This window comes from Atlantibacter sp. (assembly GCF_032062175.1).
Lineage (GTDB): Bacteria > Pseudomonadota > Gammaproteobacteria > Enterobacterales > Enterobacteriaceae > Atlantibacter.
In genome coordinates, this window is record NZ_DAMBQK010000039.1 from 1 (window position 1) to 26,268 (window position 26,268).

The 26,268-nt window shown below is 50.7% G+C and carries 46 protein-coding genes; 39 read left to right on the forward strand and 7 right to left on the reverse strand.

Translation table 11 applies throughout. The features are described from left to right. The first annotated feature begins 233 nt into the window (after nucleotides 1-233). Together bfd and bfr are read left to right on the forward strand one after the other, a co-directional pair. The gene (bfd, locus tag RT120_RS21375) at nucleotides 234-428 is read left to right on the forward strand and encodes a bacterioferritin-associated ferredoxin (protein ID WP_125295712.1); all 195 of its coding nucleotides are present in this window, start codon (nucleotides 234-236) and stop codon (nucleotides 426-428) included. A 72-nt stretch (nucleotides 429-500) separates the two neighbouring features. After that, entirely contained in the window at nucleotides 501-977 is a 477-nt protein-coding gene (gene bfr, locus RT120_RS21380) for a bacterioferritin (protein WP_312985868.1), read from the forward strand. On the opposite strand, the gene RT120_RS21385 is transcribed toward bfr, so the two are convergent. Further along, nucleotides 961-1,452, reverse strand: a complete 492-nt coding sequence (locus RT120_RS21385; protein WP_312985870.1) for an A24 family peptidase — start codon at nucleotides 1,450-1,452, stop codon at nucleotides 961-963. The genes bfr and RT120_RS21385 overlap by 17 nt on opposite strands. Before the next feature lie 376 nt (nucleotides 1,453-1,828). Between RT120_RS21385 and rpsJ the strand changes: the two genes are divergently transcribed. The 31 genes from rpsJ to RT120_RS21540 all read left to right on the forward strand — a co-directional run bounded on the left by rpsJ (nucleotide 1,829) and on the right by RT120_RS21540 (nucleotide 16,645). After that, nucleotides 1,829-2,140 carry a 30S ribosomal protein S10 gene (gene rpsJ, locus RT120_RS21390; protein ID WP_001181005.1) on the forward strand — a complete coding sequence of 104 codons (312 nt, stop codon included), beginning with the start codon at nucleotides 1,829-1,831 and terminating at the stop codon, nucleotides 2,138-2,140. A gap of 32 nt (nucleotides 2,141-2,172) precedes the next feature. Further along, nucleotides 2,173-2,802: a 50S ribosomal protein L3 gene (rplC, locus tag RT120_RS21395; protein ID WP_125295715.1), complete on the forward strand. Its 630-nt coding sequence runs from the start codon at nucleotides 2,173-2,175 to the stop codon at nucleotides 2,800-2,802. A gap of 10 nt (nucleotides 2,803-2,812) precedes the next feature. Then, a complete protein-coding gene (gene rplD, locus RT120_RS21400) occupies nucleotides 2,813-3,418 on the forward strand; it encodes a 50S ribosomal protein L4 (protein ID WP_002438727.1) in 606 nt (201 codons plus the stop codon). Next, a complete protein-coding gene (rplW, locus tag RT120_RS21405; RefSeq protein WP_000617546.1) occupies nucleotides 3,415-3,717 on the forward strand; it encodes a 50S ribosomal protein L23 in 303 nt (100 codons plus the stop codon). Before rplD ends, rplW begins: the two co-directional genes overlap by 4 nt. Nucleotides 3,718-3,734: 17 nt before the next feature. After that, nucleotides 3,735-4,556 (forward strand): 50S ribosomal protein L2, encoded by an 822-nt coding sequence (gene rplB / locus RT120_RS21410; RefSeq protein ID WP_000301859.1) that lies wholly within the window; start codon nucleotides 3,735-3,737, stop codon nucleotides 4,554-4,556. A 16-nt stretch (nucleotides 4,557-4,572) separates the two neighbouring features. After that, nucleotides 4,573-4,851: a 30S ribosomal protein S19 gene (gene rpsS / locus RT120_RS21415; protein ID WP_001138115.1), complete on the forward strand. Its 279-nt coding sequence runs from the start codon at nucleotides 4,573-4,575 to the stop codon at nucleotides 4,849-4,851. Nucleotides 4,852-4,865: 14 nt separating this feature from the next. Continuing rightward, nucleotides 4,866-5,198 (forward strand): 50S ribosomal protein L22, encoded by a 333-nt coding sequence (gene rplV, locus RT120_RS21420; RefSeq protein WP_002919773.1) that lies wholly within the window; start codon nucleotides 4,866-4,868, stop codon nucleotides 5,196-5,198. Between the two features lie 17 nt (nucleotides 5,199-5,215). Then, entirely contained in the window at nucleotides 5,216-5,917 is a 702-nt protein-coding gene (gene rpsC, locus RT120_RS21425) for a 30S ribosomal protein S3 (protein WP_000529945.1), read from the forward strand. A gap of 12 nt (nucleotides 5,918-5,929) precedes the next feature. Continuing rightward, nucleotides 5,930-6,340, forward strand: coding sequence for a 50S ribosomal protein L16 (rplP, locus tag RT120_RS21430; protein WP_002438716.1), 411 nt, complete (start codon nucleotides 5,930-5,932; stop codon nucleotides 6,338-6,340). After that, the gene (gene rpmC / locus RT120_RS21435) at nucleotides 6,340-6,531 is read left to right on the forward strand and encodes a 50S ribosomal protein L29 (RefSeq protein ID WP_000644742.1); all 192 of its coding nucleotides are present in this window, start codon (nucleotides 6,340-6,342) and stop codon (nucleotides 6,529-6,531) included. The genes rplP and rpmC overlap by 1 nt, the downstream gene beginning before the upstream one ends. Then, the gene (gene rpsQ, locus RT120_RS21440; RefSeq protein ID WP_002438707.1) at nucleotides 6,531-6,785 is read left to right on the forward strand and encodes a 30S ribosomal protein S17; all 255 of its coding nucleotides are present in this window, start codon (nucleotides 6,531-6,533) and stop codon (nucleotides 6,783-6,785) included. Before rpmC ends, rpsQ begins: the two co-directional genes overlap by 1 nt. Nucleotides 6,786-6,953: 168 nt before the next feature. Then, a complete protein-coding gene (rplN, locus tag RT120_RS21445; RefSeq protein ID WP_002438705.1) occupies nucleotides 6,954-7,325 on the forward strand; it encodes a 50S ribosomal protein L14 in 372 nt (123 codons plus the stop codon). A gap of 10 nt (nucleotides 7,326-7,335) precedes the next feature. Then, nucleotides 7,336-7,650, forward strand: a complete 315-nt coding sequence (gene rplX / locus RT120_RS21450) for a 50S ribosomal protein L24 (RefSeq protein WP_004106345.1) — start codon at nucleotides 7,336-7,338, stop codon at nucleotides 7,648-7,650. A gap of 14 nt (nucleotides 7,651-7,664) precedes the next feature. Next, nucleotides 7,665-8,204 (forward strand): 50S ribosomal protein L5, encoded by a 540-nt coding sequence (rplE, locus tag RT120_RS21455; RefSeq protein ID WP_002438703.1) that lies wholly within the window; start codon nucleotides 7,665-7,667, stop codon nucleotides 8,202-8,204. Nucleotides 8,205-8,218: 14 nt separating this feature from the next. Next, nucleotides 8,219-8,524 carry a 30S ribosomal protein S14 gene (rpsN, locus tag RT120_RS21460; protein WP_002438702.1) on the forward strand — a complete coding sequence of 102 codons (306 nt, stop codon included), beginning with the start codon at nucleotides 8,219-8,221 and terminating at the stop codon, nucleotides 8,522-8,524. A 33-nt stretch (nucleotides 8,525-8,557) separates the two neighbouring features. Continuing rightward, nucleotides 8,558-8,950, forward strand: a complete 393-nt coding sequence (gene rpsH / locus RT120_RS21465) for a 30S ribosomal protein S8 (protein ID WP_312985879.1) — start codon at nucleotides 8,558-8,560, stop codon at nucleotides 8,948-8,950. A 12-nt stretch (nucleotides 8,951-8,962) separates the two neighbouring features. Further along, entirely contained in the window at nucleotides 8,963-9,496 is a 534-nt protein-coding gene (gene rplF, locus RT120_RS21470; RefSeq protein WP_312985881.1) for a 50S ribosomal protein L6, read from the forward strand. A 9-nt stretch (nucleotides 9,497-9,505) separates the two neighbouring features. After that, nucleotides 9,506-9,859: a 50S ribosomal protein L18 gene (gene rplR / locus RT120_RS21475; RefSeq protein WP_002438699.1), complete on the forward strand. Its 354-nt coding sequence runs from the start codon at nucleotides 9,506-9,508 to the stop codon at nucleotides 9,857-9,859. 14 nt (nucleotides 9,860-9,873) lie between these two features. After that, the gene (rpsE, locus tag RT120_RS21480) at nucleotides 9,874-10,374 is read left to right on the forward strand and encodes a 30S ribosomal protein S5 (RefSeq protein ID WP_002438697.1); all 501 of its coding nucleotides are present in this window, start codon (nucleotides 9,874-9,876) and stop codon (nucleotides 10,372-10,374) included. 5 nt (nucleotides 10,375-10,379) lie between these two features. Continuing rightward, nucleotides 10,380-10,559, forward strand: a complete 180-nt coding sequence (gene rpmD, locus RT120_RS21485; RefSeq protein ID WP_002438695.1) for a 50S ribosomal protein L30 — start codon at nucleotides 10,380-10,382, stop codon at nucleotides 10,557-10,559. A 3-nt stretch (nucleotides 10,560-10,562) separates the two neighbouring features. Next, a complete protein-coding gene (rplO, locus tag RT120_RS21490; RefSeq protein ID WP_002438693.1) occupies nucleotides 10,563-10,997 on the forward strand; it encodes a 50S ribosomal protein L15 in 435 nt (144 codons plus the stop codon). A gap of 7 nt (nucleotides 10,998-11,004) precedes the next feature. Then, nucleotides 11,005-12,336 (forward strand): preprotein translocase subunit SecY, encoded by a 1,332-nt coding sequence (gene secY / locus RT120_RS21495; protein WP_125295717.1) that lies wholly within the window; start codon nucleotides 11,005-11,007, stop codon nucleotides 12,334-12,336. 30 nt (nucleotides 12,337-12,366) lie between these two features. Further along, on the forward strand, nucleotides 12,367-12,483 hold the full coding sequence (gene rpmJ, locus RT120_RS21500) for a 50S ribosomal protein L36 (RefSeq protein ID WP_000868187.1): 117 nt from the start codon (nucleotides 12,367-12,369) through the stop codon (nucleotides 12,481-12,483). A 147-nt stretch (nucleotides 12,484-12,630) separates the two neighbouring features. Continuing rightward, entirely contained in the window at nucleotides 12,631-12,987 is a 357-nt protein-coding gene (rpsM, locus tag RT120_RS21505) for a 30S ribosomal protein S13 (protein ID WP_002438688.1), read from the forward strand. Between the two features lie 16 nt (nucleotides 12,988-13,003). Beyond that, complete coding sequence (rpsK, locus tag RT120_RS21510) at nucleotides 13,004-13,393, forward strand: 30S ribosomal protein S11 (RefSeq protein ID WP_002438687.1); 390 nt, start codon at nucleotides 13,004-13,006, stop codon at nucleotides 13,391-13,393. Nucleotides 13,394-13,424: 31 nt separating this feature from the next. Further along, nucleotides 13,425-14,045 carry a 30S ribosomal protein S4 gene (gene rpsD, locus RT120_RS21515; protein WP_002438686.1) on the forward strand — a complete coding sequence of 207 codons (621 nt, stop codon included), beginning with the start codon at nucleotides 13,425-13,427 and terminating at the stop codon, nucleotides 14,043-14,045. 25 nt (nucleotides 14,046-14,070) lie between these two features. Next, on the forward strand, nucleotides 14,071-15,060 hold the full coding sequence (locus RT120_RS21520) for a DNA-directed RNA polymerase subunit alpha (RefSeq protein WP_002919219.1): 990 nt from the start codon (nucleotides 14,071-14,073) through the stop codon (nucleotides 15,058-15,060). Between the two features lie 40 nt (nucleotides 15,061-15,100). Beyond that, nucleotides 15,101-15,487: a 50S ribosomal protein L17 gene (rplQ, locus tag RT120_RS21525; RefSeq protein WP_001216372.1), complete on the forward strand. Its 387-nt coding sequence runs from the start codon at nucleotides 15,101-15,103 to the stop codon at nucleotides 15,485-15,487. Nucleotides 15,488-15,587: 100 nt separating this feature from the next. After that, a complete protein-coding gene (locus tag RT120_RS21530) occupies nucleotides 15,588-15,956 on the forward strand; it encodes a DnaJ family domain-containing protein (RefSeq protein WP_312985891.1) in 369 nt (122 codons plus the stop codon). Between the two features lie 2 nt (nucleotides 15,957-15,958). Continuing rightward, complete coding sequence (gene zntR, locus RT120_RS21535; protein ID WP_312985894.1) at nucleotides 15,959-16,378, forward strand: Zn(2+)-responsive transcriptional regulator; 420 nt, start codon at nucleotides 15,959-15,961, stop codon at nucleotides 16,376-16,378. A gap of 51 nt (nucleotides 16,379-16,429) precedes the next feature. Then, the gene (locus tag RT120_RS21540; protein WP_312985897.1) at nucleotides 16,430-16,645 is read left to right on the forward strand and encodes an alternative ribosome-rescue factor A; all 216 of its coding nucleotides are present in this window, start codon (nucleotides 16,430-16,432) and stop codon (nucleotides 16,643-16,645) included. On the opposite strand, the gene mscL is transcribed toward RT120_RS21540, so the two are convergent. The 5 genes from mscL to def form a co-directional block, all read right to left on the reverse strand. Then, complete coding sequence (gene mscL / locus RT120_RS21545; RefSeq protein WP_125295721.1) at nucleotides 16,646-17,059, reverse strand: large-conductance mechanosensitive channel protein MscL; 414 nt, start codon at nucleotides 17,057-17,059, stop codon at nucleotides 16,646-16,648. 139 nt (nucleotides 17,060-17,198) lie between these two features. Continuing rightward, nucleotides 17,199-18,575, reverse strand: coding sequence for a Trk system potassium transporter TrkA (gene trkA / locus RT120_RS21550; RefSeq protein ID WP_312985900.1), 1,377 nt, complete (start codon nucleotides 18,573-18,575; stop codon nucleotides 17,199-17,201). A gap of 35 nt (nucleotides 18,576-18,610) precedes the next feature. Beyond that, a complete protein-coding gene (gene rsmB, locus RT120_RS21555) occupies nucleotides 18,611-19,903 on the reverse strand; it encodes a 16S rRNA (cytosine(967)-C(5))-methyltransferase RsmB (protein ID WP_312985902.1) in 1,293 nt (430 codons plus the stop codon). Nucleotides 19,904-19,961: 58 nt separating this feature from the next. Then, complete coding sequence (gene fmt / locus RT120_RS21560; RefSeq protein WP_312985903.1) at nucleotides 19,962-20,909, reverse strand: methionyl-tRNA formyltransferase; 948 nt, start codon at nucleotides 20,907-20,909, stop codon at nucleotides 19,962-19,964. 24 nt (nucleotides 20,910-20,933) lie between these two features. Beyond that, nucleotides 20,934-21,440, reverse strand: coding sequence for a peptide deformylase (gene def, locus RT120_RS21565; RefSeq protein ID WP_125295725.1), 507 nt, complete (start codon nucleotides 21,438-21,440; stop codon nucleotides 20,934-20,936). A 130-nt stretch (nucleotides 21,441-21,570) separates the two neighbouring features. Here def and dprA point away from each other — a divergent pair, with 130 nt between their 5' ends. The 6 genes from dprA to RT120_RS21595 are packed head-to-tail and all read left to right on the forward strand — an operon-like array spanning nucleotide 21,571 to nucleotide 25,356. Continuing rightward, the gene (dprA, locus tag RT120_RS21570) at nucleotides 21,571-22,692 is read left to right on the forward strand and encodes a DNA-protecting protein DprA (RefSeq protein WP_312985905.1); all 1,122 of its coding nucleotides are present in this window, start codon (nucleotides 21,571-21,573) and stop codon (nucleotides 22,690-22,692) included. Further along, the gene (gene smg / locus RT120_RS21575; RefSeq protein ID WP_312985907.1) at nucleotides 22,664-23,137 is read left to right on the forward strand and encodes a DUF494 family protein Smg; all 474 of its coding nucleotides are present in this window, start codon (nucleotides 22,664-22,666) and stop codon (nucleotides 23,135-23,137) included. Before dprA ends, smg begins: the two co-directional genes overlap by 29 nt. A 25-nt stretch (nucleotides 23,138-23,162) precedes the next feature. Further along, nucleotides 23,163-23,714, forward strand: coding sequence for a topoisomerase DNA-binding C4 zinc finger domain-containing protein (locus RT120_RS21580; RefSeq protein WP_312985909.1), 552 nt, complete (start codon nucleotides 23,163-23,165; stop codon nucleotides 23,712-23,714). Further along, on the forward strand, nucleotides 23,707-24,279 hold the full coding sequence (gene tsaC, locus RT120_RS21585; RefSeq protein WP_312985911.1) for an L-threonylcarbamoyladenylate synthase type 1 TsaC: 573 nt from the start codon (nucleotides 23,707-23,709) through the stop codon (nucleotides 24,277-24,279). The genes RT120_RS21580 and tsaC overlap by 8 nt, the downstream gene beginning before the upstream one ends. Before the next feature lie 4 nt (nucleotides 24,280-24,283). Further along, nucleotides 24,284-25,102, forward strand: coding sequence for a shikimate dehydrogenase (aroE, locus tag RT120_RS21590; protein ID WP_312985913.1), 819 nt, complete (start codon nucleotides 24,284-24,286; stop codon nucleotides 25,100-25,102). Next, nucleotides 25,099-25,356 carry a DUF1488 domain-containing protein gene (locus tag RT120_RS21595; RefSeq protein ID WP_312985915.1) on the forward strand — a complete coding sequence of 86 codons (258 nt, stop codon included), beginning with the start codon at nucleotides 25,099-25,101 and terminating at the stop codon, nucleotides 25,354-25,356. The genes aroE and RT120_RS21595 overlap by 4 nt, the downstream gene beginning before the upstream one ends. Here RT120_RS21595 and RT120_RS21600 read toward each other — a convergent pair. After that, the gene (locus RT120_RS21600; RefSeq protein ID WP_312985917.1) at nucleotides 25,332-25,886 is read right to left on the reverse strand and encodes a gamma carbonic anhydrase family protein; all 555 of its coding nucleotides are present in this window, start codon (nucleotides 25,884-25,886) and stop codon (nucleotides 25,332-25,334) included. The genes RT120_RS21595 and RT120_RS21600 overlap by 25 nt on opposite strands. Nucleotides 25,887-26,268: the final 382 nt, after the last annotated feature.

Consider the following 26,268-nt stretch of genomic DNA (forward strand, 5'->3'; position numbering starts at 1 on the left):
TCGCAATCCGTGAAGGCGGCCGTACCGTTGGCGCGGGCGTTGTTGCTAAAGTTCTGGGCTAAGTAATTACCCTGAATTGAAAAGGGCGCTTCGGCGCCCTTTTTGTTTTTCTATTGCTCGGTAATTTTCTGCTCGGTAATTTTCGTTACGCTCGCTCTCTACCGTTTACAATTGTGCTATTGTAATCATAACTATTCTCATTTACACTGCGCATAATTTGAACGGGAGCCATCATGTACGTTTGTTTATGTAACGGTGTCAGCGATAAAAAGATCCGCCAGGCAGTTCGCCAGTTCCATCCACAGTCATTTCAGCAGTTGCGTAAATTTATTCCTGTAGGGAATCAATGTGGTAAATGCGTTCGTGCCGCGCGCGAAATCATGCAGGATGAATTGATGCAGATCCCGGAATACAAAGAGATTGCTTAAAGCGTCATCTTTTTTTTGACTTCCCTTTTAGTCGATCTACGCTTCATGTAGTGGAAGCGGAGGGACTATAAAATGAAAGGTGATATCAAGATAATAAATTATCTCAATAAATTATTGGGAAATGAGCTTGTCGCAATCAATCAGTATTTTCTTCACGCAAGAATGTTCAAAGACTGGGGCCTGATGCGCCTCAATGATGTCGAATACCACGAATCCATCGATGAAATGAAACACGCCGATAAGTATATCGAGCGTATTCTGTTCCTCGAAGGCATCCCAAACCTGCAAGATCTCGGTAAATTACACATCGGCGAAGATGTGGAAGAGATGCTGCAATCTGACCTGAATCTCGAACTTGAAGGCGCTAAAGATCTGCGTGAAGCGATTGCCTATGCGGATAGCGTCCATGACTATGTCAGCCGTGACATGATGATCGCAATTCTTGCGGACGAAGAACACCACATTGACTGGCTGGAAACCGAACTGGATCTGATCGCTAAGATTGGTTTGCAGAATTACCTGCAATCTCAGATCAAAGAACAGAATTGAACAGCACCAATATAGGCTGCTCGAATGTTGGCCAGCCTATGCAGAACCCTGCAGCCACCAGAAATGGACCAAACGGCAGCGGGGTTTTTTTATGTCTGTCAGAATTTGCCAAGAGTAGTAGCCCAGCAACGATCAAACCGCTTAGCGAGGCTATTAAGATGATGGCCGATAGGGATTGCCATCCATGCCATGCACCGAGCGCCGCCAGTAATTTTACATCTCCATATCCCAGCCCTTCGTGACCACGTAGGCTGCGGTATAGCCAATAGAAGCAGGCAAAAAATCCATAACCCGCAACTGCGCCAAGTACGGCACCCGATAAAGAATCCGGTATGCAGAATAGGTTGAACAACAGGCCGCCCCACAGTAATGGACAGGTCAGACGATCGGGAAGCAAGGCTGTGCGCCAGTCATACCAACTAAGGCAACTGCACATTACTAAATAAAAAAGCATAAAGGCTACGGTCACTGGCACCTCCATGACAATGGGGTAGGGGAGGCACCAACAATGCCAAAATGATGAACCTGGCTGTAGCGCTGTTTCTCAAAGATGGAGGCCGTCTTCAGGCTTTTTCAGTGCTTTTCCATAGCCCCGGCAAAAAAATGCGCGCCGGATTCCAGCCCTGAACGCACGAATAGTAAACAGCACTTGCTTAAGCTGCGTAATTCCGTATAATGCGCGGGCTTGTCATTATTGACGGCAGGTTCAATCAGAACCGGAGCAATGCAGTTTGTTGCTTAACAATGCTTCCAATTGGGAAGCTATGTAAAAACGATTACACTCCCCCATCAATCGTAATGGGTGCGAGGAGTAATTATTTTCGTCTATAAATAATTGGAGCTCTGGTCTCATGCAGAACCAAAGAATCCGTATCCGCTTGAAAGCGTTTGATCATCGTCTGATCGATCAATCAACCGCCGAAATCGTCGAGACTGCTAAGCGCACTGGTGCGCAAGTACGTGGTCCGATCCCGCTGCCGACCCGCAAAGAGCGCTTTACCGTTCTGATCTCTCCGCACGTTAACAAAGACGCGCGCGATCAGTACGAAATTCGCACTCACAAGCGTCTGGTTGACATCGTTGAGCCAACCGAGAAAACCGTTGATGCTCTGATGCGTCTGGATCTGGCTGCCGGTGTAGACGTGCAGATCAGCCTGGGTTAATCAGGTCATTGAGCGATTGAGAGGTTGAAACAATGATTGGTTTAGTCGGTAAAAAAGTGGGTATGACCCGTATCTTCACTGAAGACGGTGTTTCTATCCCAGTAACCGTTATCGAAGTAGAAGCAAACCGTGTTACTCAGGTTAAAGACCTGGCTAACGACGGCTACCGTGCAATTCAGGTTACCACTGGTGCTAAAAAAGCTAACCGTGTAACCAAGCCGGAAGCTGGTCACTTCGCTAAAGCTGGCGTTGAAGCTGGCCGTGGTCTGTGGGAATTCCGCCTGGCAGACGGCGAAGAGTTCACTGTTGGTCAGAGCATCAGCGTTGAACTGTTTGCAGAAGTGAAAAAAGTTGACGTAACTGGCACCTCTAAAGGTAAAGGTTTCGCAGGTACCGTTAAGCGCTGGAACTTCCGTACCCAGGACGCTACCCACGGTAACTCCTTGTCTCACCGCGTTCCGGGTTCTATCGGTCAGAACCAGACTCCGGGCAAAGTGTTTAAAGGCAAGAAAATGGCAGGTCAGCTGGGTAACGAACGTGTAACCGTTCAGAGCCTGGACGTAGTACGTGTTGACGCTGAGCGCAACCTGCTGCTGGTTAAAGGTGCTGTTCCCGGTGCAACCGGTAGCAACCTGATCGTTAAACCAGCTGTGAAGGCGTGAGGAGATAGCAATGGAATTAGTATTGAAAGACGCGCAAAGCGCGCTGACTGTTTCCGAAACTACCTTCGGTCGTGATTTCAACGAAGCGCTGGTACACCAGGTTGTAGTTGCTTACGCAGCTGGTGCTCGTCAGGGTACTCGTGCTCAGAAGACCCGTGCTGAAGTAACTGGTTCCGGTAAAAAGCCGTGGCGCCAGAAAGGTACCGGCCGTGCGCGTTCAGGTTCTATCAAGAGCCCGATCTGGCGTTCCGGTGGCGTAACCTTCGCTGCTCGCCCGCAGGACCACAGTCAAAAAGTTAACAAAAAGATGTACCGCGGCGCGCTGAAAAGCATCCTGTCCGAACTGGTACGTCAAGATCGTCTGATCGTTGTCGAGAAGTTCTCTGTAGAAGCGCCGAAAACTAAGCTGCTGGCTCAGAAACTGAAAGACATGGCTCTGGAAGATGTGCTGATCATCACCGGTGAACTGGATGAGAATCTGTTCCTGGCTGCACGCAACCTGCACAAGGTTGACGTACGTGACGCAGTGAGCATCGATCCGGTAAGCCTGATCGCCTTCGACAAAGTCGTAATGACGGCTGACGCTGTTAAGCAAGTTGAGGAGATGCTGGCATGATTCGTGAAGAACGTTTGCTGAAGGTGCTGCGTGCACCGCACGTTTCTGAGAAAGCGTCTACTGCGATGGAAAAAACCAACACCATCGTTCTCAAAGTTGCCAAAGACGCGACTAAAGCAGAAATCAAAGCTGCTGTGCAGAAACTGTTTGAAGTCGAAGTCGAAGTCGTTAACACCCTGGTCGTTAAAGGGAAAGTTAAACGTCACGGACAGCGTATCGGTCGTCGTAGCGACTGGAAAAAAGCTTACGTCACCCTGAAAGAAGGCCAGAACCTGGACTTCGTTGGCGGCGCTGAGTAAGTCGGAGGAGTAATACAATGGCAGTTGTTAAGTGTAAACCGACATCTCCGGGTCGTCGCCACGTTGTTAAAGTGGTTAACCCTGAGCTGCACAAGGGCAAACCTTTTGCTCCGTTGCTGGAAAAAAACAGCAAATCCGGTGGTCGTAACAACAATGGTCGCATCACCACTCGTCACATCGGTGGTGGCCACAAGCAGGCTTACCGTATTGTTGACTTCAAACGCAACAAAGATGGTATCCCGGCAGTTGTTGAGCGTCTTGAGTACGATCCGAACCGTTCCGCGAACATCGCGCTGGTTCTGTACAAAGACGGCGAACGCCGTTACATCCTGGCCCCGAAAGGCCTGAAAGCTGGCGACCAGATTCAGTCTGGCGTTGATGCTGCAATCAAAGCGGGTAACACCCTGCCGATGCGCAATATCCCGGTTGGTTCTACCGTTCATAACGTAGAAATGAAACCAGGTAAAGGCGGTCAGCTGGCGCGTTCTGCGGGTACTTACGTTCAGATCGTTGCTCGCGATGGTGCTTATGTCACCCTGCGTCTGCGTTCTGGTGAAATGCGTAAAGTCGAAGCAGATTGCCGCGCGACTCTGGGCGAAGTTGGCAATGCTGAGCATATGCTGCGCGTTCTGGGTAAAGCTGGTGCTGCACGCTGGCGTGGTGTTCGTCCTACCGTTCGCGGTACTGCGATGAACCCAGTCGACCACCCACACGGTGGTGGTGAAGGTCGTAACTTTGGTAAGCACCCGGTAACTCCGTGGGGCGTTCAGACCAAAGGTAAGAAGACCCGCAGCAACAAGCGTACTGATAAATTTATCGTACGTCGCCGTAGCAAATAATATTAGAGGATAAGCCATGCCACGTTCTCTCAAGAAAGGTCCTTTTATTGACCTGCACTTGCTGAAGAAGGTAGAGAAAGCGGTGGAAAGCGGAGACAAGAAGCCCCTGCGCACTTGGTCCCGTCGTTCAACGATCTTTCCTAACATGATCGGTTTGACCATCGCTGTCCATAATGGTCGTCAGCACGTTCCAGTCTTTGTTTCCGACGAAATGGTCGGTCACAAACTGGGTGAATTCGCACCGACTCGTACTTATCGCGGCCACGCTGCTGATAAAAAAGCGAAGAAGAAATAAGGTAGGAGGAAGAGATGGAAACTTTAGCTCAACATCGCCATGCTCGTTCTTCTGCTCAGAAGGTTCGCCTTGTTGCTGACCTGATTCGCGGTAAGAAAGTGTCGCAGGCCCTGGACATCCTGACCTATACCAACAAGAAAGCTGCGGTATTGGTTAAGAAAGTACTGGAATCTGCCATTGCTAACGCTGAACACAACGATGGCGCTGACATTGACGATCTGAAAGTTGCGAAAATTTTCGTAGACGAAGGCCCGAGCATGAAGCGCATTATGCCGCGTGCGAAAGGTCGTGCAGATCGCATCCTGAAGCGCACCAGCCACATCACTGTGGTTGTGTCCGATCGCTGAGACTCTGGAGACTAGCAATGGGTCAGAAAGTACATCCTAATGGTATTCGCCTGGGTATTGTAAAACCATGGAACTCTACCTGGTTTGCGAACACCAAAGAATTCGCTGACAACCTGGACAGCGACTTTAAAGTACGTCAGTACCTGACTAAGGAACTGGCTAAAGCGTCCGTATCTCGTATCGTTATCGAGCGTCCGGCTAAGAGCATCCGTGTGACCATTCACACCGCTCGCCCGGGTATCGTTATCGGTAAGAAAGGTGAAGACGTAGAAAAACTGCGCAAGGTCGTAGCGGATATCGCTGGCGTTCCTGCTCAGATCAATATCGCCGAAGTTCGTAAACCTGAACTGGACGCAAAACTGGTTGCTGACAGCATCACTTCTCAGCTGGAACGTCGTGTTATGTTCCGTCGTGCGATGAAGCGTGCTGTACAGAACGCAATGCGTCTGGGCGCTAAAGGTATCAAAGTTGAAGTTAGCGGCCGTCTGGGCGGCGCGGAGATCGCACGTACTGAATGGTACCGTGAAGGTCGTGTTCCGTTGCATACCCTGCGTGCTGACATTGACTACAACACCTCTGAAGCGCACACCACTTACGGTGTAATCGGCGTTAAAGTGTGGATCTTCAAAGGCGAGATCCTGGGTGGTATGGCTGCTGTTGAACAACCGGAAAAACCGGCTGCTCAACCTAAAAAGCAGCAGCGTAAAGGCCGTAAATAAGGAGCGTCGCTGATGTTACAACCAAAGCGTACAAAATTCCGTAAAGTGCACAAAGGCCGCAACCGTGGTCTGGCGCAGGGTACGGATGTTAGCTTCGGCACTTTCGGTCTGAAAGCTGTTGGCCGTGGTCGTCTGACTGCCCGTCAGATCGAAGCAGCACGTCGTGCTATGACCCGTGCAGTTAAGCGTCAAGGTAAGATCTGGATCCGTGTATTCCCGGACAAACCGATCACCGAAAAGCCGCTCGAAGTGCGTATGGGTAAAGGTAAAGGTAACGTGGAGTATTGGGTTGCCTTGATTCAGCCGGGTAAAGTCCTGTATGAAATGGACGGAGTACCGGAAGAGCTGGCCCGTGAAGCATTCAAGCTGGCAGCAGCGAAACTGCCGATTAAAACCACCTTTGTAACTAAGACGGTGATGTAATGAAAGCAAAAGAGCTGCGTGAGAAAAGTGTTGAAGAGCTGAACACCGAGCTGCTGAACCTGCTGCGTGAGCAGTTCAACCTGCGTATGCAGGCTGCAAGTGGCCAGCTGCAACAGTCTCACCTGTTGAAGCAAGTGCGTCGTGATGTCGCACGCGTTAAGACTTTACTGACTGAGAAGGCGGGTGCGTAATGACCGATAAAATCCGTACTCTGCAAGGTCGCGTTGTTAGCGACAAAATGGAGAAATCCATTGTTGTTGCTATCGAACGTTTTGTGAAACACCCGATCTACGGTAAATTCATTAAGCGTACGACCAAACTGCACGTACATGACGAGAACAACGAATGCGGTATCGGCGACAAGGTTGAAATCCGTGAATGCCGTCCGCTGTCCAAGACTAAGTCCTGGACGCTGGTTCGCGTTGTAGAGAAAGCGGTTCTGTAATACAGTAGCCTTTCTCAATACGAATAAACGGCTCAGCGATGAGCCGTTTATTTTTTCTACCCATATGTAGGAACCGGTGTTATAATGCCGCGCCCTCGATTATGGGGCTTTTTAACGACCCGATTTATTGGGTCCCGAAGTAGTAGTTGACATTAGCGGAGCACTGAAATGATCCAAGAACAGACTATGCTGACCGTGGCCGACAACTCCGGCGCACGTCGCGTAATGTGTATCAAGGTTCTGGGTGGCTCGCACCGTCGCTACGCAGGCGTCGGCGACATCATCAAAATTACCATCAAGGAAGCAATTCCTCGCGGTAAGGTGAAAAAAGGCGATGTCCTGAAGGCGGTAGTGGTGCGCACCAGGAAGGGCGTTCGTCGCCCGGACGGTTCTGTCATTCGCTTCGATGGCAATGCATGCGTTATTTTAAACAATAACAGCGAGCAGCCAATCGGCACGCGTATTTTTGGGCCGGTAACTCGTGAACTGCGTAATGAAAAGTTCATGAAAATTATCTCTCTGGCACCAGAAGTACTCTAAGGAGCGAATCATGGCAGCTAAAATCCGTCGTGATGACGAAGTTATCGTGTTAACCGGTAAAGATAAAGGTAAGCGCGGTAAAGTTAAGAATGTCTTGTCTTCCGGCAAGCTCATCGTTGAAGGTATCAACCTGGTTAAGAAACATCAGAAGCCGGTTCCGGCCCTGAACCAACCAGGCGGCATCGTTGAAAAAGAAGCTGCTATTCAGGTTTCTAACGTTGCAATCTTCAATGCGGCAACCGGCAAGGCTGACCGTGTAGGTTTTAGATTCGAAGACGGCAAAAAAGTCCGTTTCTTCAAGTCTAATAGCGAAACTATCAAGTAATTTGGAGTAGTACGATGGCGAAACTGCATGATTACTACAAAGACGAAGTAGTTAAGAAACTCATGACTGAGTTTAACTACAATTCTGTCATGCAAGTCCCTCGGGTCGAGAAGATCACCCTGAACATGGGTGTTGGTGAAGCGATCGCTGACAAGAAACTGCTGGATAACGCAGCAGCTGACCTGGCAGCAATCTCCGGTCAAAAACCGTTGATCACCAAAGCACGCAAATCTGTTGCAGGCTTCAAAATCCGTCAGGGCTATCCGATCGGCTGTAAAGTGACTCTGCGTGGCGAACGCATGTGGGAGTTCTTTGAGCGTCTGATCACTATTGCTGTACCGCGTATCCGTGACTTCCGTGGCTTGTCCGCTAAGTCTTTCGACGGTCGTGGTAACTACAGCATGGGTGTCCGTGAGCAGATCATCTTCCCGGAAATCGATTACGATAAAGTCGATCGCGTTCGTGGTTTGGATATTACCATTACCACTACTGCGAAATCCGATGATGAAGGCCGTGCTCTGCTGGCTGCCTTTGACTTCCCGTTCCGCAAGTAAGGTAGGGTTACTTCATGGCTAAGCAATCAATGAAAGCACGCGAAGTAAAACGCGTAGCTTTAGCTGAAAAATACTTCGCTGTACGCGCTGAACTGAAAGCGATCATTTCTGATGTGAACGCTTCTGACGAAGATCGTTGGAATGCCGTTCTCAAGCTGCAGTCTCTGCCGCGTGATTCCAGCCCGTCTCGTCAGCGTAACCGCTGCCGCCAAACTGGTCGTCCGCACGCTTTCCTGCGGAAGTTCGGGTTGAGCCGTATTAAGGTCCGTGAAGCCGCTATGCGCGGTGAAATTCCGGGTCTTAAGAAGGCTAGCTGGTAATTGTCACCAATTGAATCACGGGAGTAAAGACAGATGAGCATGCAAGATCCGATCGCGGATATGCTGACCCGTATCCGTAACGGTCAATCCGCGAATAAAACTGCGGTCACCATGCCTTCCTCCAAGCTGAAAGTGGCAATTGCCAACGTGCTGAAGGAAGAAGGTTTTATTGAAGATTTTAAAATTGAAGGCGACACCAAGCCGGAACTGGAACTGACTCTTAAGTATTTCCAGGGCAAGGCTGTGGTAGAAAGCATTCAGCGTGTCAGCCGCCCAGGTCTGCGCATCTATAAGAAAAAAGATGAGCTGCCGAAAGTAATGGCTGGTTTAGGTATCGCTGTCGTATCTACCTCTAAAGGTGTTATGACCGATCGTGCAGCGCGCCAGGCTGGTCTTGGTGGCGAAATTATCTGCTACGTAGCGTAATCGGAGGAAAAAATGTCTCGTGTTGCTAAGGCACCGGTCGTTATTCCTGCCGGCGTAGAGGTAAAACTCAACGGTCAGGTTATTTCGATCAAAGGTAAAAACGGCGAGCTGACTCGTACTCTCAACGATGCTGTTGAAGTGAAACAAGCAGACAACGCTCTGACTTTCGGTCCGCGTGATGGTTTCGTGGATGGATGGGCTCAGGCGGGTACTGCTCGTGCACTGCTGAACTCAATGGTTATCGGTGTTACCGAAGGCTTCACTAAGAAGCTGCAGCTGGTTGGTGTAGGTTATCGTGCAGCGGTTAAAGGCAATGTAGTAAACCTGGCTCTGGGTTTCTCACATCCTGTTGACCATCAACTGCCGGCAGGGATTACTGCTGAATGTCCGTCTCAGACTGAAATCGTGCTGAAAGGCGCTGATAAGCAGCTGATCGGTCAGGTTGCAGCTGATCTGCGCGCCTACCGTCGTCCTGAGCCTTATAAAGGCAAGGGTGTTCGTTACGCCGACGAAGTCGTGCGTACCAAAGAGGCTAAGAAGAAGTAAGGTAACACTATGGATAAGAAATCTGCTCGTATCCGTCGTGCGACCCGCGCACGCCGCAAGCTCAAAGAGCTGGGTGCAACTCGCCTGGTGGTACATCGTACCCCGCGTCATATTTACGCACAGGTAATTGCACCGAATGGTTCTGAAGTTCTGGTAGCAGCTTCTACTGTTGAAAAAGCTATCACTGAACAACTGAAGTACACTGGGAACAAAGACGCTGCCGCTGCTGTTGGTAAAGCAGTTGCTGAACGCGCTCTGGAAAAAGGTATCAAAGAAGTGTCTTTTGACCGTTCTGGTTTCCAATATCATGGTCGTGTCCAGGCACTGGCAGATGCTGCCCGTGAAGCTGGCCTTCAGTTCTAAGGTAGAGGTGTAAGATGGCTCACATCGAAAAACAAGCTGGCGAACTGCAGGAAAAGCTGATCGCGGTTAACCGCGTATCTAAAACCGTAAAAGGTGGTCGTATTTTCTCCTTCACAGCTCTGACTGTAGTAGGCGATGGTAACGGTCGCGTTGGTTTTGGTTACGGTAAAGCACGCGAAGTTCCGGCAGCCATCCAGAAAGCGATGGAAAAAGCCCGTCGCAATATGATTAACGTCGCGCTGAACCACGGCACCCTGCAGCACCCGGTTAAAGGTGTTCACACGGGTTCTCGTGTATTCATGCAGCCGGCTTCCGAAGGTACCGGTATCATCGCCGGTGGTGCAATGCGCGCCGTTCTGGAAGTCGCTGGAGTTCATAACGTACTGGCTAAAGCGTACGGTTCCACCAACCCGATTAACGTGGTTCGTGCAACTATCGATGGCCTGGAAAATATGAATTCTCCAGAAATGGTCGCTGCCAAGCGTGGTAAATCCGTTGAAGAAATTCTGGGGTAATGACCATGGCAAAGACTATTAAAATTACTCAAACCCGCAGTGCAATCGGTCGTCTGCCGAAACACAAGGCAACGCTGCTTGGCCTGGGTCTGCGTCGTATTGGCCACACCGTAGAGCGCGAGGATACTCCTGCTGTACGCGGTATGGTTAACGCGATTTCCTACATGGTTAAAGTTGAGGAGTAAGAGATGCGTTTAAATACTCTGTCTCCGGCCGAAGGGTCTAAGCACGCTTCCAAGCGTCTGGGTCGTGGTATCGGTTCTGGCCTCGGTAAAACCGGTGGTCGTGGTCACAAAGGTCAGAACTCTCGTTCTGGCGGTGGCGTACGTCGCGGTTTCGAAGGTGGTCAGATGCCGTTATACCGTCGTCTGCCGAAATTCGGTTTTACTTCTCGTAAAGCAATGGTCACTGCAGAAGTTCGTCTGTCTGACCTGGCTAAAGTAGAAGGCGATGTCGTTGACCTGAACACGCTGAAAGCTGCAAACATTATCGGTATCCAGATCGAGTTCGCGAAAGTGATCCTTTCTGGCGAGGTAACTCGTCCGGTAACTGTACGCGGTCTGCGTGTTACTAAAGGCGCTCGTGCTGCTATCGAAGCTGCTGGCGGTAAAACTGAGGAATAAGTAGCAGATGGCTAAACAACCGGGATTAGATTTTCAAAGTGCCAAAGGTGGCCTTGGCGAACTGAAACGCAGACTGCTGTTTGTTATCGGTGCGCTGATTGTGTTCCGTATTGGCTCTTTTATTCCGATCCCTGGTATTGATGCCGCTGTACTTGCCAAACTGCTTGATCAACAGCGTGGCACCATCATTGAAATGTTCAACATGTTCTCTGGTGGTGCTCTTAGCCGAGCTTCAATCTTTGCTTTGGGTATCATGCCGTATATTTCGGCATCCATTATTATCCAGCTGTTAACGGTCGTTCATCCGGCCCTGGCAGAGCTCAAGAAAGAAGGGGAGTCTGGCCGTCGTAAGATTAGCCAGTACACCCGTTACGGTACGTTGGTGTTGGCAATATTTCAGTCGATCGGTATTGCTACCGGTCTGCCGAATATGCCTGGAATGCAGGGCCTGGTTATTAACCCAGGCTTTGCGTTCTACTTCACCGCTGTTGTAAGTCTGGTTACAGGGACGATGTTCCTGATGTGGCTCGGCGAACAGATTACTGAGCGTGGTATCGGTAACGGTATCTCAATCATTATCTTCGCTGGTATCGTTGCGGGCCTCCCGCCAGCCATTGGCCATACGATTGAGCAAGCGCGTCAAGGCGACCTGCACTTCCTCCTGTTGCTGTTGGTTGCAGTATTAGTATTTGCAGTGACTTTCTTTGTTGTTTTCGTAGAGCGTGGTCAACGCCGCATTGTGGTGAACTATGCGAAGCGTCAACAAGGTCGTCGTGTCTATGCTGCACAGAGCACACATTTACCGCTGAAAGTGAATATGGCGGGGGTTATCCCGGCGATTTTTGCTTCCAGTATTATTCTGTTCCCGGCGACCATCGCGTCATGGTTCGGGGGTGGTACCGGTTGGAACTGGCTGACAACAATTTCGCTGTATTTGCAGCCTGGGCAACCGCTTTATGTGTTACTCTATGCGTCTGCAATCATCTTCTTCTGTTTCTTCTATACCGCGTTGGTTTTCAACCCGAGAGAAACAGCTGATAACCTGAAGAAGTCCGGTGCATTTGTACCAGGAATTCGTCCGGGAGAGCAAACGGCGAAGTATATCGATAAAGTAATGACTCGCCTGACTTTAGTTGGCGCGCTTTATATTACTTTTATCTGCCTGATCCCGGAGTTCATGCGTGATGCAATGAAAGTGCCGTTCTACTTCGGTGGGACCTCACTGCTAATCGTTGTTGTCGTCATTATGGACTTTATGGCTCAAGTGCAAACTCTGATGATGTCCAGTCAGTACGAGTCTGCATTGAAGAAAGCGAACCTCAAAGGCTATGGCCGTTAATGGTCGCTTAAGAAGTTACGGAGAGTAAAAATGAAAGTTCGTGCTTCCGTCAAGAAATTATGCCGTAACTGCAAAATCGTTAAGCGTGATGGCGTCATCCGCGTGATTTGCAGTGCCGAGCCGAAGCATAAACAGCGTCAAGGCTGATTTATCTCGCATATTTTTCTTGCAAAGTTGGGTTGAGCTGGCTAGATTAGCCAGCCAATCTTTTGTATGTCTATGCGTTTTCCATTTGAGTATCCTGAAAACGGGCTTTTCAGCATGGGACGCATAATTAAATAGTAGGAGTGCATAGTGGCCCGTATAGCAGGCATTAACATTCCTGATCAGAAACATACCGTGATCGCGTTAACGTCGATCTACGGTGTCGGCAAGACTCGCTCCAAGGCCATCTGCGCCGCTGCGGGTATCGCTGAAGATGTTAAGATCAGTGAGCTGTCTGAAGAACAAATCGACACGCTGCGTGACGAAGTTGCCAAATTTGTCGTTGAAGGTGATCTGCGCCGTGAAGTGAGCATGAGCATCAAGCGTCTGATGGACCTTGGTTGCTATCGCGGTTTGCGTCATCGTCGTGGTCTCCCGGTTCGCGGTCAGCGTACCAAGACCAACGCACGTACCCGTAAGGGTCCGCGCAAACCGATCAAGAAATAATCGGGGTGATTGAATAATGGCAAAGGCACCAATTCGTGCACGTAAACGTGTAAGAAAACAAGTCTCTGACGGCGTGGCTCATGTCCATGCTTCTTTCAACAACACCATCGTGACTATTACCGATCGTCAAGGTAACGCGTTGGGTTGGGCAACTGCCGGTGGTTCCGGTTTCCGTGGTTCTCGCAAATCCACTCCGTTTGCAGCTCAGGTTGCAGCAGAGCGTTGCGCAGAAGCCGTGAAAGAATACGGTATCAAGAACCTGGAAGTTATGGTTAAGGGACCGGGTCCGGGTCGCGAATCTACCATTCGTGCTCTGAACGCCGCTGGTTTCCGCATCACTAATATTACTGATGTGACTCCGATCCCTCACAACGGTTGTCGTCCGCCGAAAAAACGTCGCGTATAACGCTCGTTTTTAGGAATGTTGGAGAAAGAAAATGGCAAGATATTTGGGTCCTAAGCTCAAGCTGAGCCGTCGCGAGGGTACAGACTTATTCCTTAAGTCTGGCGTTCGCGCGATCGATACCAAGTGTAAAATTGAACAAGCTCCTGGCCAGCACGGTGCGCGTAAACCGCGTCTGTCTGACTATGGTGTGCAGTTGCGTGAAAAGCAAAAAGTTCGCCGTATCTACGGTGTGCTGGAGCGTCAGTTCCGTAACTACTATAAAGAAGCAGCGCGTCTGAAAGGCAACACCGGTGAAAACCTGTTAGCTCTGCTGGAAGGTCGTCTGGACAACGTTGTATACCGTATGGGTTTTGGCGCTACTCGTGCTGAAGCACGTCAGCTGGTTAGCCATAAAGCTATCATGGTAAACGGTCGTGTTGTTAACATCGCTTCTTATCAGGTTAGCCCGAACGACGTAGTCAGCATTCGTGAGAAAGCGAAAAAGCAATCTCGCGTGAAAGCAGCTCTGGAGCTGGCTGAGCAGCGTGAAAAGCCAACCTGGCTGGAAGTTGATGGTGGCAAGATGGAAGGTACGTTTAAGCGTAAGCCTGAGCGTTCTGATCTGTCTGCGGACATTAACGAACACCTGATCGTCGAGCTTTACTCCAAGTAAAGCTTAGTACCAAAGAGAGGACACAATGCAGGGTTCTGTGACAGAGTTTCTAAAACCGCGCCTGGTAGATATCGAGCAAGTGAGTTCGACGCACGCCAAGGTGACCCTTGAGCCTTTAGAGCGTGGCTTTGGCCATACTCTGGGTAACGCACTGCGCCGTATTCTGCTTTCATCGATGCCGGGTTGCGCGGTGACTGAGGTTGAGATTGATGGTGTACTGCACGAGTACAGCACCAAAGAAGGTGTTCAGGAAGATATCCTGGAAATCCTGCTTAACCTGAAAGGGCTGGCGGTAAGAGTTCAAGGTAAAGATGAAGTTATCCTTACCCTGAATAAATCTGGCATTGGCCCTGTGACTGCAGCCGACATCACCCATGATGGAGATGTCGAAATCGTCAAGCCGCAGCACGTGATCTGCCACCTGACCGATGAAAACGCAGCTATTAGCATGCGTATCAAAGTTCAGCGCGGTCGTGGTTATGTGCCGGCTTCTGCCCGAATTCATTCGGAAGAAGATGAGCGCCCAATCGGCCGTCTGCTGGTCGACGCATGCTATAGCCCTGTAGAGCGTATTGCCTACAATGTTGAAGCAGCGCGTGTAGAACAGCGTACCGACCTGGACAAGCTGGTCATCGAAATGGAAACCAACGGCACAATCGATCCTGAAGAGGCGATTCGTCGTGCGGCGACCATTCTGGCTGAACAACTGGAAGCTTTCGTTGACTTACGTGATGTACGTCAGCCGGAAGTGAAAGAAGAAAAACCAGAATTCGATCCGATCCTGCTGCGCCCTGTTGACGATCTGGAATTGACTGTCCGCTCTGCTAACTGCCTCAAGGCAGAAGCTATCCACTATATCGGTGATCTGGTACAGCGTACCGAGGTTGAGTTGCTGAAAACGCCGAACCTGGGTAAAAAATCTCTTACTGAGATTAAAGACGTGCTGGCCTCCCGTGGTCTGTCTCTGGGCATGCGCCTGGAAAACTGGCCGCCGGCAAGCATTGCTGACGAGTAACCGGATCACAGGTTAAGGTTTTACTGAGAAGGATAAGGTCATGCGCCATCGTAAGAGTGGTCGTCAACTGAACCGCAACAGCAGCCATCGCCAGGCTATGTTCCGCAACATGGCAGGTTCTCTGGTTCGTCATGAGATCATCAAGACGACCCTGCCTAAAGCGAAAGAGCTGCGTCGCGTAGTTGAGCCGCTGATTACTCTTGCCAAGACTGATAGCGTTGCTAATCGTCGTCTGGCATTCGCCCGCACTCGTGATAACGAGATCGTGGCAAAACTGTTTAACGAGCTGGGCCCGCGTTTCGCGAGCCGCGCCGGTGGTTACACTCGCATTCTGAAGTGTGGCTTCCGTGCAGGCGACAACGCGCCGATGGCATACATCGAGCTGGTTGATCGCTCTGAGTCGAAAGCAGAAGCTGCTGCAGAGTAATCTGTAGTATCGTAAAAAAACCCGCCTCGGCGGGTTTTTTTATATCTACTCATTCTCACCTGTTATAATTCATATCTTTTCCAAAGCCCGGAACAGCGCAATGTGGTTAATTGATCAATGGGCTGAGCAACGAATTCTGGAAGCCCAAAATAAAGGCGAACTGGATAACCTTCCCGGAACAGGCCAGAAACTGGTGTTGGATGACGACACCCACGTGCCGCTAGACCTGCGTGCAGGATATCGGCTTCTGAAGAATTCGGGGTTTTTGCCTCCTGAACTGCTACAGCGTAAAGAAGCGGTTAAACTTTCTGAGCTACTTCAGAGCCTTAAACCCGAACAGCCGGAATATGCCGCGTTAAAAAAGCAATTGCTGTTGCTGGAAATGAAGCTGCGTCAGGCGGGTATAAATACCGACTTTCTCCGTACATCCTATGGATTATCCATCGAGAAAAAACTGGCTAAGGAGTAACCATGTATAAAATTGGTGAGTTAGCGAAGCTGGCTGAGGTCACGCCCGATACGATCCGCTTTTATGAAAAGCAGCAGATGATGGATCATGAAGTTCGTACTGAAGGTGGGTTCCGGTTATACAGTGAAAACGATTTACAGCGGCTGAAGTTTATTCGTTATGCCCGGCAGTTGGGCTTCACGCTGGAATCCATTCGTGAGCTGCTGTCGATCCGCATCGATCCTGAACATCATACCTGCCAGGAATCTAAAGGGATCGTGCAGGTAAGACTCAATGAAGTCGAAGAAAAAATTCATGAGCTTGAGCTTATGCGCGTGTCGTTACAGCGGTTAAACGCAACTTGCTGCGGCACAGCCCATAGCAGCGTCTATTGTTCTATTCTGGAAGCGCTGGAGCAGGGCGCAAATGGCCCGGCGCGTTGATTTTTCAATCAGTGAGTATTACACTCGCGGCACATTCCAAAGGAGAGAGTTATGAGCAGTTATAAGCATACCCGGGGGCAGATTAAAGAGAATGCGCTCGAAGCACTGTTACACGATCCGTTATTCAGACAACGCGTCGAGAAAAATGTAAAAGGCAAAGGAAGCTATCAAAGAAAAGGAAAATACAAAGGGCGGGGTAACTGGGAGGCCAGTGGTAAACAAGCTAACAGCTTATTTTCCACTGGCCTTCTGCTTTCCTGGCGTTAATTAAATACGTTCTTTCTGTTGTTTCAAAATATCGCGAATTTCCGTCAGGAGAACTTCTTCTTTAGTTGGCGCAGGCGGTGCCTTTGGTTCTTCTTTTTTCTTACGGTTCAGTTTATTAATGAGTTTGATAGCCATAAAGATAGCGAAGGCTACGATGATGAAATCAAAGACATTCTGAATGAACACCCCGTAATGCATGACTACAGCAGGCGTATCACCAACTGCCGGGCGCAGGGTAAGGGCGAACTGTTTAAAATCAATACCCCCGATCAGTAAGCCCAGCGGTGGCATAATAATATCGGCAACTAACGAAGAAACAATTTTCCCGAATGCCGCACCAATAATTACACCCACTGCCAAATCAACCACATTTCCGCGCATCGCGAATTCGCGGAACTCTTTCAACATACTCATTTTATTCTCCTTATCTGGGCTAGCTTCATAAGTCTAACAAAGACTTCATCGTTTGCCATTGATGCGAAGTAATTGTTTTCACACAATATCCACAATATCAAAGCGGAAAAATACCCAGCGGAATTGCTCCGCATAGGTATTAAAGGAAGAACGGACTCGGCTGGAATAAACGCTCAACGTCAGAGACAAACTTTTTATCCGTCAGGAACATGATGACGTGATCGCCCTGTTCTATACGCAAAGTATTATTGGCGATCATCACGTCATTGCCGCGTACGACTGCCCCAATAATGGTACCGGGAGGAAGTTTAATCTCGTCAATTACTCGCCCAACGACGCGAGACGTACTCTCATCGCCGTGCGCCACAGCTTCAATTGCCTCCGCTACGCCACGGCGTAATGATGATACGCTGACGATATCGGCTTTACGCACATGGCCCAAAAGAGCGGAAATGGTGGCCTGCTGGGGAGAAATAGCGATATCAATAACGCTCCCCTGAACCAGGTCAACGTAAGCGCGTCGCTGAATTAGCACCATGACCTTTTTTGCGCCCATGCGTTTCGCGAGCATGGCGGACATGATGTTGGCTTCGTCATCGTTAGTGACAGCAATAAATAGATCAACTTGATCGATATGCTCTTCGGCAAGCAGTTCCTGATCCGATGCGTCGCCGTAGAACACAATGGTATTCTGTAATTTTTCGGCAAGCTCTGCGGCGCGTTGCTGGTTACGTTCAATCAGCTTTACGCTGTAGTCTTTTTCAAGACGATGCGCGAGACCTGCACCGATATTCCCGCCGCCAACGAGCATAATGCGCTTGTAGGGTTTCTCCAGACGCTGGAGCTCGCTCATTACCGCCCGGATATGCTGCGATGCCGCAATGAAGAAGACTTCATCACCGGCTTCTACAATGGTTGAGCCTTGCGGACGTATAGGACGATCGTGACGGAATATCGCCGCCACGCGGGTATCGATATGCGGCATATGTTCGCGCATGGTAGACAGCGCATTGCCGACCAACGGACCGCCATAATAGGCTTTTACCACCGCCAGGCTGACCTTCCCTTCGGCGAAGTTCACTACCTGTAGCGCACCAGGGTACTCAATCAGACGGTAAATATTATCGATAACCAGCTGCTCGGGGGCGATAAGGTGATCGATAGGCACTGCTTCTGAATTAAACAGCTTTTCGGCGTCACGCACATAGTCCGGAGCACGGATGCGGGCAATACGGTTAGGCGTGTTGAATAGCGAATAAGCCACCTGGCAAGCCACCATATTGGTTTCATCGGAGCTGGTCACGGCAACTAACATATCTGCATCATCAGCGCCCGCTTCGCGTAGTACACGAGGATGCGAGCCGTGGCCTTGTACCACGCGTAAATCGAACTTGTCCTGCAAGCTGCGCAGGCGGTCGCCATTGGTATCAACCAACGTGATGTCGTTGTTTTCGCCTACCAAGTTTTCCGCCAGGGTTCCACCCACCTGACCCGCGCCCAGAATGATTATTTTCATCGTCTTTCGCTTCTCAGACTCAGTTGAAAATGACCTTAGCCTTGCTTCACAAGCTTAGCGTAAAAAAAGCCGTCGCCTTCTGTGCTGGCCGGCAAGTTCTGAACGCCCGGCGAGTCGGGCGTACCGGTTTCGGCAATCTGGGCGTCAGGTGTACGTTTCAGGAATGCAGCGACCTGCTGCGTGTTCTCTTCAGGAAGAACCGAACAGGTTGCGTAAACCAGCGTACCGCCGGGCTTGAGCAGCGGCCAGACAGCATCCAGAATTTGCGACTGGAGTTCAGCCAGCTCGGGGATATCCCGATCGCGACGTAGCCATTTAATATCCGGATGACGGCGGATCACGCCGGTTGCGGAGCATGGCGCATCCAGCAATATTCGATCGAACTGTTTACCTTCGGCCCACTGTTGCGGATATCGACCGTCGCCCTGTTTGACCGTCGCCTTCATTCCCAGACGTTTTAAGTTTTCATAAACGCGGCTCAGGCGCTGCTCATCAATATCGACGGCCAGCACAGTGACCTGAGGGGCTGCTTCCAGTATATGCGTAGTCTTCCCGCCCGGAGCTGCGCAGAGATCTAAAATCTCTTCACCGTTCTGCGGATTGAGTAGAGGAATACACCCTTGCGCGGAGGCATCCTGCACCGTCACCCAGCCCTCTTCGAAGCCGGGGAGCGCATGAACCGAGGCTGGGGTTTCCAGACGTACCGCGTCTGGATAATCCGGATGCGCAAAGCCCTGAATACCGCTTTCTTCCAGCAGGGCAAGCCAGGCGTCGCGGCTGTGGTGTTGACGATTCACCCGCAGCCACATGGGCGGGCGCTGATTATTTGCCTCCAGGATCGCTTCCCATTGCGTGGCATAAGCGGCGCGTAGCCGTTTGATCAGCCATGATGGATGCAAGAAACGGCTATCGTGTGTGGCAAATTCGCCGAGCAACGTTTCCTGCTGGCGTTGAAATTCTCTCAATACACCGTTAATCAGCCCCTTTAATTGAGGGCGCTTAATAACGACCGCGCCTTCCACCGTTTCGGCCAGCGCCGCATGAGGAGGAATACGGGTATACAGCAACTGATATAGGCCCACCATAATCAAATAGTGGACAGTGCGCTGCTTGCCGGTCATCGGACGCGACATTAATTTGCCGATAAGCCACTCAAGCTGTGAAAGGGTACGCAATACACCAAAGCAAAGCTCCTGAAGCAGGGCTTTATCTTTTTCCGGCACTTTCTGCTGCAAGACGGGCAGCACATTGCTTAACGACTGGCCTTTCTCGACCACTTGCTCAACGGCTTGCGCCGCCAGGCTGCGAATATTCGGTGATTTGTTCATAGTTACGGTCATTAAAATAAAAAGGCCCGGAAAATCCGGGCGCTAAAAAGAGAGAGGTTCAGGCAAGCCTGTTACCAGGCGCAAAAAACGCTTTACGGGAGTTCAGCAAATCCTGCGCTTTCATGGCCTTTTTACCGGCTGGCTGCAATTCTTCAATATTCAGCACACCTTGTGCCGTCGCAACCTGGATGCCTTGCTTATCTGCCGACAGGATGGTGCCGGGCTCAGCATTCGCCGCTGTGTCAATTACGCTGGCTCTCCAGACTTTTACCGGCTGTTCTTCCATCATAAAGAAACTCATTGGCCACGGGTTAAAGGCGCGAATGCAGCGTTCTAACTGAGCTGCAGAGAGTGACCAGTCGAGCAGGGCTTCTTCTTTACTCAGTTTTTCCGCATAGGTGACCCGCGATTCGTCTTGCACTTCAGGTTTGGCCTTACCGTTGGCAATCTGTTCCAGCGTTTCGATAAGCCCTTGCGGACCAAGCTCAGCCAGTTTGTCATACAGCGAGGCGCTGGTGTCATCCGCCGTGATGGGACAGGCCAGTTTGTACAGCATATCGCCAGTATCCAGGCCCACATCCATCTGCATAATGGTCACGCCGGTTTCGTCATCACCCGCCCACAGGGAGCGTTGGATCGGCGCCGCGCCGCGCCAGCGGGGCAGTAAAGAACCATGAACGTTGATGCAGCCCAGCCGGGGCATCTCCAGCACGGCTTTTGGCAGGATTAACCCATAGGCCACAACAACCATAATATCGGCGTTCAAATCTGCAATAAGTTGCTGGTTGTCTGCCGGGCGAAGCGAAGCAGGTTGAAAAACAGGGAGGCCATGCTCTTCCGCCAGGGTTTTAACCGGGGAGGGCATAAGCTTTTTACCGCGCCCCGCCGGGCGGTCAGGCTGAGTAAAAACTCCCACCACGTTAAAGTTCGCGGCAAGCAGCGCAGCGAGATGGCGCGCTGCGAAATCGGGCGTACCTGCAAAGATGATACGTAATGAATCGGACACGATATTCCCTGTTTTGCTAAAGGCTTAACGCCCGTTTAAACGATCGAGCTTTTCAACTTTCTGGCGAATACGCTGGCGCTTCATCGGTGAAAGGTAATCAACAAAAAGTTTGCCGACCAGGTGGTCCATTTCATGTTGAATACAAATCGCCAGCAAGCCATCGGCTGCTAATTCAAAGCTATTACCGTCGCGGTCGAGCGCACGGATTTTCACGGTCTCAGCGCGTGGTACCAGGGCTCTCTGCTCAGGAATAGATAAACATCCCTCTTCAATACCGGTCTCGCCGTGTTTTTCCAGCAGTTCCGGGTTGATAAGCACTAGACGCTCATCGCGATTCTCAGAAACGTCAATCACGATAATCCGTTGATGAATATCGACCTGAGTGGCCGCCAGGCCAATACCTTCTTCTGCGTACATCGTTTCGAACATATCATCCACGATACGTTGAATTTCCGCATTCACTTCTTTGACCGGTTCAGCGACTTTGCGAAGACGCTCGTCCGGGAAATGTAATACCTGCAAAACTGACATATTTATCCAGAGCTGTGTTCAAGAGTTGATAAAGATCATTATCCCTATTCTAGACAAAACCCCCCTTGATTGACAGCATCCGTAACCAATCGCAGGGATTGCCTGAATGGGTTAATGGCAGGGGAAAACGATGCCGCTTATTGAGATTTGGTTGCGCTTGATGGCTGTTACCAACCTGAATGGCGAACAGATGCTAACGGTTGTGAAATATCTGCAGTGTAGCCCTTCTGACCCTGCATCGGCTCTGGCTGCCGTCCCGTTAACGGCCTCGCAAATAAAGCAGTTTTTATCGGTCAGCATGGCTGACATTGAACATGCTCTGCGTTGGCTCGAACAGCCTGAGCACTGCTTGTTAACTGCAGATATGCCTCAGTACCCCCCACTGCTCAGGGCTATTGACTGGTTTCCCGGTGCACTGTTGATTGCGGGCAATATTGATGCGTTAACATCGCCACAGCTCGCAGTGGTAGGGAGCCGTGCGCATTCATGGTACGGCGAACATTGGGGGCGGTATTTCTGTGAGATTTTGGCAAAGCTTGGCATGACGATTACCAGTGGTCTGGCAGTAGGGATTGATGGTGTCGCTCATCGTGCGGCATTAAGCATGCAGGGAACAACCATTGCCGTGCTGGGAAGCGGCCTTGAACAACTCTATCCAAAAAGGCATAAGCGTTTAGCTGAGGAGATTATTGCCAGGGGTGGCGCATTGGTCAGCGAATTCCCGCTCACCATGAAGCCCTGGCAAAGTAATTTTCCCAGACGGAACCGTATTATTAGCGGGTTAAGCCACGGTGTGCTGGTGGTTGAGGCGACGCAGCGCAGCGGTTCGCTGGTTACAGCGCGCTGTGCGCTGGAGCAGGGCCGGGAAGTGTTCGCGCTGCCGGGCCCGCTTGGCAGTCCTGGTGCAACGGGCCCGCACTGGCTGATTCAGCAGGGCGCTACACTGATCACCTCGCCAGAGGAGATACTTGCACATTTGCAAAGCGATCTCCAGTGGCTCTCTTCTGTGAAAGTCGCAAATTATTCACCAAATGAAGAGGAGGGTACATTGCCATTTCCCGAGCTGTTGGCTAACGTAGGAGATGAGGTTACACCTGTTGACGTCGTCGCTGAACGTGCCGGCCAACCTGTGCCAGAGACAGTAACCCAATTACTCGAACTGGAGTTAGCAGGATGGATCGCAGCTGTACCCGGCGGCTATGTCCGATTAAGGAGGGCAGGCCATGTTCGACGTACTAATGTATTTGTTTGAGACATATATCCACAACGACGCCGAAGTGCGCGTCGATCAGGATATAATCACTCGCGACCTTACTGATGCTGGCTTTGAGCGTGAAGATATTTATAACGCGCTCCTGTGGTTAGAAAAACTCGCTGATTATCAGGATGGTCTGGTTGAACCGATGCAGTTGGCTTCTGACCCGCTTTCGATGCGTATTTATACCGCCGAAGAGTGTCAGAGACTGGATGCCAGCTGCCGGGGATTCCTGTTGTTCCTGGAACAAATTCAGGTGCTGAACCTCGAAACCCGTGAAATGGTGATTGAACGCGTACTTGCTCTTGATACGGCCGATTTTGATCTGGAGGATCTTAAGTGGGTGGTATTGATGGTGTTGTTCAACCTTCCGGGCTGTGAAAATGCGTATCAACAAATGGAAGAATTACTCTTCGAAGTGAATGAAGGTATGCTGCACTGACATCTATGCAGCGAAATAAGTCGTTATGACAAAATCGGCACTCTTTTCTGTGCGCCAACAAGAGCCCTGCCCGCAGTGTGGGGCCGATCTGGTTATTCGAACCGGGAAACACGGACCTTTTCTCGGTTGTTCTCACTATCCGGAATGTGATTATGTCCGTCCCCTGCGTAATCAGGCGGATGGACATATCATTAAAATTCTGGAGGGTAAGTTTTGCCCTCAGTGCAACGCGGAACTGGCGCTACGTCAGGGCCGCTTCGGTATGTTTATCGGCTGTAGCCGCTATCCGGAATGCGACCATACCGAACAAATCGATAAGCCTGACGAGACGGCGATTAGTTGTCCACAGTGTCAGGAAGGCCATCTGGTTCAGCGCCGCTCCCGTTATGGCAAGACCTTTCATTCCTGCGATCGCTATCCGGAATGCCAGTTCGTCCTTAATGCTAAACCCGTTGCGGGTGTTTGCCCGCAATGCGGCTACCCGCTGCTAATAGAAAAGAAAACCGCGCAAGGGGCTAAGCACTTTTGCGCCAGTAAACAATGTGGAAAGCCGGTGACGGCGGAAAAAAGTGAATAAAAACTTGCCTGCGGACTCAATCGAATCGCTCGTTGAGGTCCTGAAAAAACAAGAAGTTATTGCCTATCCTACCGAAGCTGTGTTCGGCGTAGGCTGCGATCCCGACAGTGAAATTGCAGTCAATCGACTGCTTGCGCTCAAGCAGCGCCCAGTGGAAAAGGGACTAATTCTCATCGCCTCCCGTTTCGACCAACTCACGCCTTATATTGATGACGCCGCCTTGACTGCAGAGCAGCGCGACGCTGTTTTTGCCCGGTGGCCAGGTCCTGTAACGTTTGTCTTTCCTGCCAAAAAGACGACGCCGCGCTGGCTTACCGGTCGTTTTGAGACGCTGGCCGTGCGCGTTACCGATCACCCGTTGGTAATTGCGCTGTGTGAAGCGTTTGGTAAACCGTTAGTGTCAACCAGTGCTAACTTAACCGGTTTACCGCCGTGCCGTAGCACTCAGGAAGTCCGGCTACAATTTGGTCATGATTTCCCTGTGCTGGATGGTGCAACGGGCGGACGCGTTAATCCTTCAGAGATTTGCGATGCGCTGACGGGCGAACTTTTTCGTGAGGGGTAATGTAATGGAAACTTATGCGGTATTCGGCAACCCTGTTGCCCACAGCAAATCGCCTTTTATTCATCAGCTCTTTGCACAGCAACTCCAGATTGAACATCCTTATGGCCGGGTTCTTGCGCCGCTTGATGGATTTATCCCTACGCTGGATGCTTTTTTTCAGGCAGGCGGCAAGGGTGCTAACGTCACGGTTCCCTTCAAAGAAGAAGCATTCGGGCGCGCTGACCAACTCACCGAACGCGCTTCGCTGGCGGGAGCGGTTAATACCCTTAAACGTCTTGAAGATGGTCGTTTGCTTGGCGATAACACGGACGGTATCGGCCTGCTAAGTGATTTAGAGCGTCTGAAAATGATTAAGCCTGGCGCGCGCGTGTTATTAATTGGCGCAGGTGGCGCGGCCCGGGGCGTCTTGCTTCCACTGCTTTCTTTAGACTGCGCGGTAACAATAACTAACCGGACGGTGTCCCGCGCTGAGCAATTAGCTACGCTTTTCAGTCATACCGGTAGTGTGGCTGCGCTGGCGGGCGGCGCGCTTGAAGGGCATGAGTTCGAGCTTATTGTGAACGCCACATCCAGCGGGCTTTCTGGCGATCTGCCGGGGATCCCGGCTTCACTTATTCACGCCAGCGTTCATTGTTATGACATGTTCTATCAACATGGGCGTACGCCTTTCCTAAGCTGGTGCGAGTCGCTGGGTGCGCACAGTATGGCCGATGGGTTGGGTATGCTGGTGGGCCAGGCGGCGCATGCTTTTATGCTTTGGCATGGACAGATGCCGGATGTGGTCCCGGTAATTGAACGTCTCAAGCAGGAAATGACGGCATGAATCAGGCGATCCAGTTTCCGGATGTTGAACAGTGGAATGAAGAGTTGCGTGCAGTGTGCTTTCCGGCCCTGACAGGTGGGTTTCAGGTTAACTGCGCAATATCTGCCGGGGCGCTGGCCAGGCGCTTTGGCGGCGAAACGCCTTCAGACTGGCTGGAACGGTTTCGCCAACACCGTTGGGATCTGGAAGACGAACTCGAGCCCCTTATCGCTGAAGGGCTCGATGATGCTCAGGGCTGGTTTTGGCTTTCTTGATCCAGATACTCGTCTTTCCATTTCACGTAGTTATTAGCGGAATAGACTAAGCCCTGTATCTCAGCATCTGAGAGCGGGCGAATTTGTTTGACCGGGCTTCCCAGATACAAATAACCGCTCTCCAGTCGCTTATTTTGCGGAACCAGACTGCCTGCGCCAATCATCACATCGTCTTCTACTACCGCGCCATCTAATACAATAGAGCCCATTCCTACCAGCACGCGATTGCCGATGGTGCAGCCGTGCAGCATCACTTTATGGCCAACCGTGACGTCTTCGCCAATAATTAATGGATTCCCTTCCGGGTTATAAGATGACTTGTGCGTGACATGAAGCACGCTTCCATCCTGAATATTGGTGCGCGCGCCAATCTCAATAAAATGCACGTCGCCGCGCATTGCAACCAGCGGCCAGATGCCGACGTCATCGGCAATACGTACATCGCCAATCACCACGCTCGATGAATCGACCATGACGCGCTGGCCGCGTTTGGGAAATGTATCTTTATAAGGACGCAGTACTGCAGACATAAAAACCTCATCAATCAAAGACCGTGAAAGGAACTTTGGCCGTATTACGAAGGGTAAGCAAGGCAAAACGGTATCATTTTTTAAGCAGATCGTATGCGATCGCAGCGAAAAGCATGAAAAAACAGCGATCGAAATAAAAGATCGAAAAAAGGCTTGTGCAAAAAAATGGGATCCCTATAATGCGCCTCCGTTGAGACGACAATGTGAAACGCTTCACAGCAACAGTCGGAACAGCAAAGAGAAAAATCCTGAAATTCAGGGTTGACTCTGAAAGAGGAAAGCGTAATATACGCCACCTCGCGACAGTGAGCTGAAAGCCGCGTCGCAACTGCTCTTTAACAATTTATCAGACAATCTGTGTGGGCACTCGCAGGATTGATAT